Below are 3605 nucleotides of genomic sequence, written 5' to 3'. Positions count from 1 at the left end.
CCCGACAGAACAACTGGACAGGTGGTTTCCCTTCCCCAGCATTCCTGGGTACTAAAAAGATAATGGTATAGCATGCAGGGATCCATGTATCCCGACGCTAACCCTGCGGGTAGAGCGCGGGGCTTGTTGCCCCCGCACCCCCGTTGGTTAAACATTAGGTTGCCCAGGAAAGGGATCCCAGCGGCACTCACGTTGTATTATTGGCTACTTCAGCCGGCAGGTCGAGCCTCTTTTGGGGAATCGGGCTAGATTGGATCCCACTGTTGATTTCTGCTGTCCACTTCTAGGGTTCTGGCGGCATGAGTTCTCCGGCCATCCAGTGGTATCCCGGCCATATTGCCAAGGCAATTGGCCAGTTGCGGGAAGAGTTGCAGCGAGTGGATGCGGTCATCGAGGTGTTGGATGCGCGGATCCCGTTGGCCAGTCGTCATCCTGAGCTGGGCCGGTGGCTGGGGGAAAAACCTCGCCTCCTGGCTCTGAACAGGGCGGACTGCATTGAGGCTGGGGATCTGAAAGCTTGGCAGGAGTATTTTTTACGGCAAGGGATCCCTGTCTATCCCACCAATGGCCGCTCAGGAGAAGGGGTGAATCGCCTCAAGCAGGCGGTCTTGCAACTGGGGCAATCGGTCAACACGCGGCGTCAACAGCGGGGAATGCGACCGCGGGCCGTTCGGGCGGTGGTGGTGGGCTTTCCCAATGTGGGCAAATCTGCTTTGCTGAATCGACTGTTGGGGCGGCGGGCAGCTGAGAGCGCAGCACGTCCTGGGGTGACGCGGCAACTGCGGTGGGTGCGGCTGGGGGGAGAGTTGGATCTGTTGGACTCGCCGGGCATCCTACCGCCCTCTCTGCCGGATCAACAGGCGGCCTCTCTATTGGCCATCTGCGATGACATCGGCGAAGCGGCCTACGATCCCGAACGGGTGGCGGCCTACTTTTTGGATCACGTGCTGAGGGTGCAGCCCCAAGCCGGATCTCTCTTGCAAAAGCGCTACGGTTGGCCGGATCCGATCCCTCCCGGTGGTGCCGCAGTGCAGGAGTTGGCCGAGCGGCGGTATCAAGGGGATCCCCAGCGGGCGGCACGGCAAGTTCTCAACGACTACCGCAAGGGCTTGCTGGGGCCGCTGGCCTTGGAACTCCCTCCCAAGGCTTGAGCCCCTTAGAAGAAATCACGAAAGAAAGTCACGTTGTTGCTATGCCCACGGCAGGGAAACCGCTGCTGTGGGGCGTTGACTTTTCCCGAAACTGTCTACACTTGTCCCCAACCGGGATCCAGCCTCTGTTTCCAAGGCCGATACACCTTGAAGTAGACAACGGAACCCACTTGTCTGGCCAAGGCTTTGATGCAAGTGTCTCCACCCATACAGCGCTGGCAAACGGGATGGTTCACCTGCAGACGATTGAACCCCCGCCGCAGCGCACAGGCCGGTTGGCCCCGCAAAATCTCGGCCAGGGATCCCCCCAGCGTCACTTGCCCCAGCGGGATTTGCCCTTCATAGTCCTTGCAACAGGGCACCACCGTGCCGTCGTAGAGGATCCCCGCCTGACCGGAAGCGCCATTGCAGTATCCCCAGCGAGCTGGGATTACCCGGTCTGTCTCCACGTTGCCCCAACTGTCCAAGGGAAACGTTTCCAAAACCAAGCGGGGATGGATGCGGATCTGCTGCCAGCGGCCCGGTCGGTAAGTAGCAATCTGGGCTTCTACCCAATCGAGAGCCGGTGCATCCGGGATCCCTTGCAAAGCTCGTCTGGCCCAAGCCGAGAGCTGAGCGCGCATCTGCTGTGCAGAATCGATCACCGAAAGAGCCTTATGCGGCACCAAAAACGGGTGGGGGCTAGTATCCAGGAATTTGAGATGCACCTGCGTAGGGCTGGAGGAGCGCAAGTGCACCTGCAGAAATTGGGTAATCCCAGCAAAGTAGCGCTCCGGCGTGAGGCGGGGAGGTGCTCCGCGAATGCTGAAGGTGACTGGATCGGGAGTTTGCAGGGAAATGGTTAGCTTAGCAAAGGGGCTGCGGTTCAGCTTTTCAATGTGCTCCGGCCAGAGGGCAAAGGTGCTGCCGTTGCTGGTCAGGTGCAGGCGAAGGCCAAGCTCAGCGGCCCTGCAAATACCCTCGAAAAGGTATGGGTAGAGCAGCGGCTCCCCCATCAGGTGAAAAGCCATCACGCGGGCCAGCCCTGTTGCCGCTACTTCCTCCAAAATCTGCTCCAGCAGAGCGGGCTCCATGTGCCCCCGCCGCCGTTGCATGATCCCATCTGGACAAAACTCGCACTTAAAGTTGCAAACGTTGGTCACCTCTATGTGCAGGCGTTCCAGTTGGGGAATAACAGCAGACATTAACAGCAGACATAGAGAGGGCCGGAACAAGTCGAGGGCAAATAGCGGATCCCCCACAAGCGCTAGGTAGTGATACGCTGTTTATCAGGTTAGATCCGGAGCGGAGCCATCGCAATGCTGAAATGCACCACTCGCCACGTCCACATTTTTGCCGGTGAAGTTACTGCAGACAACAACTTCGTGCCCCGCGACGACCTGTTTACCCTCGATGTGGATCCGGACAACGAGCTGGTCTGGACTGATGCTGCCCTGCAAAAGGTCTATGCCCGTTTCGAAGAGTTGGTGGAAGAATACCGGGGGCGAGACTTGACCGAGTACAATATCCGCCGCATTGGGTCTGACCTGGAACATTTCATCCGCTCCCTGCTCAAGCAAGGGGAGATCGCCTATAACCTGCAGGGGCGTGCCCCCAACTTCAGCATGGGCTTTCCCCAGATCCCTGCTGAAGAAATTGTCGGCCAATACATCCCCAAGGGCTAGCTCTTTGCCGGTTCTGGACAGAGTTTTTGATTGTTCTGCATCTAAGGCTTTTACCCATCTGATTGTTGGAGCGTTTCCCCATGTCTGGAGAACCCACCCCCGAAGTTGCTGCTACCGAGAAACCTGCTGAAGCTGCCAAGCCTGCTGCTGAGGATTCCCCCAAAGCTGCCGGGAAAAAAGTCGCTAAGGAAGAAAAGCCCTTCGAGCAACAGATCACGGAAGAGGTGATCCCGGCGGCCATTGCGGCTTTTCAAAAGCGTGGGGTCAACGATCTGGAGCTGCGCCTAGAAGGCAAGACGCTGATCGGGGCGTTTGCAGGAGGCAAGAAGCAGTTCAGCGTGCTGTTTGCTGAGGGATCCTTGAATGGCCGCAAGTTCTTCCGCTGTACCACCGAAGGATCCCCGGCCAGCACCATCGAGTCTTTTATGATCGACGAGCGGCGCGTGGATGTCAACCTATTCGTGTTTTATTTGGTGCAGCGCCTTTACGCTCAGCAGTGGTATTGAGTTCGCGTGACCTTGAAGGATCCCTGGCTACCCCTAGCCGGAGAGAGTAAGCCTGCTCGCAAGAGACGAGGGGAGGTGTAGCCGGCTGCAGTTACCGTAAAGCCAGGATCCATCCGGCCATGTTCTTTGGCATGCCCACGATCCCAGAACGGGCACCTTGGCTGCCGCCTTCCCGGAAGATGAGCTGCGCACTTGGCTCGAAGAACGGTACCGCCCCAGCGGGATCAGCCGTTCATAGTCGCGTTTCAGGTTAGGGTGAGAGGCCTGGGCTACTGATCGCGCCA

4 protein-coding genes are annotated in these 3605 nt (G+C 58.4%); 3 read left to right on the top strand and 1 reads right to left on the bottom strand.

Features of this window, described 5'->3' with window-relative positions; all coding sequences use genetic code 11:
* Positions 1–299: 299 nt before the first annotated feature.
* The gene (gene ylqF / locus NW819_RS07995) at positions 300–1151 is read left to right on the top strand and encodes a ribosome biogenesis GTPase YlqF (RefSeq protein ID WP_414413435.1); all 852 of its coding nucleotides are present in this window, start codon (positions 300–302) and stop codon (positions 1149–1151) included.
* 95 nt (positions 1152–1246) lie between these two features.
* Here ylqF and NW819_RS07990 read toward each other — a convergent pair whose 3' ends face one another.
* Positions 1247–2392 carry a radical SAM/SPASM domain-containing protein gene (locus tag NW819_RS07990; protein WP_414413434.1) on the bottom strand — a complete coding sequence of 382 codons (1146 nt, stop codon included), beginning with the start codon at positions 2390–2392 and terminating at the stop codon, positions 1247–1249.
* Positions 2393–2449: 57 nt separating this feature from the next.
* On the opposite strand from NW819_RS07990, the gene NW819_RS07985 reads away from it, so the two are divergent.
* On the top strand, positions 2450–2815 hold the full coding sequence (locus tag NW819_RS07985) for an NAD(P)H-quinone oxidoreductase subunit M (RefSeq protein ID WP_011432289.1): 366 nt from the start codon (positions 2450–2452) through the stop codon (positions 2813–2815).
* Between the two features lie 80 nt (positions 2816–2895).
* Positions 2896–3321 carry a DUF2996 domain-containing protein gene (locus NW819_RS07980; RefSeq protein ID WP_414413433.1) on the top strand — a complete coding sequence of 142 codons (426 nt, stop codon included), beginning with the start codon at positions 2896–2898 and terminating at the stop codon, positions 3319–3321.
* Positions 3322–3605 lie beyond the last annotated feature (284 nt).

Origin of the sequence: Synechococcus sp. R8-2 (assembly GCF_047461715.1) — a bacterium.
In the GTDB taxonomy this organism is placed as follows: domain Bacteria; phylum Cyanobacteriota; class Cyanobacteriia; order Thermostichales; family Thermostichaceae; genus Thermostichus.
This window is presented reverse-complemented; position numbering and strand designations above follow the sequence as displayed.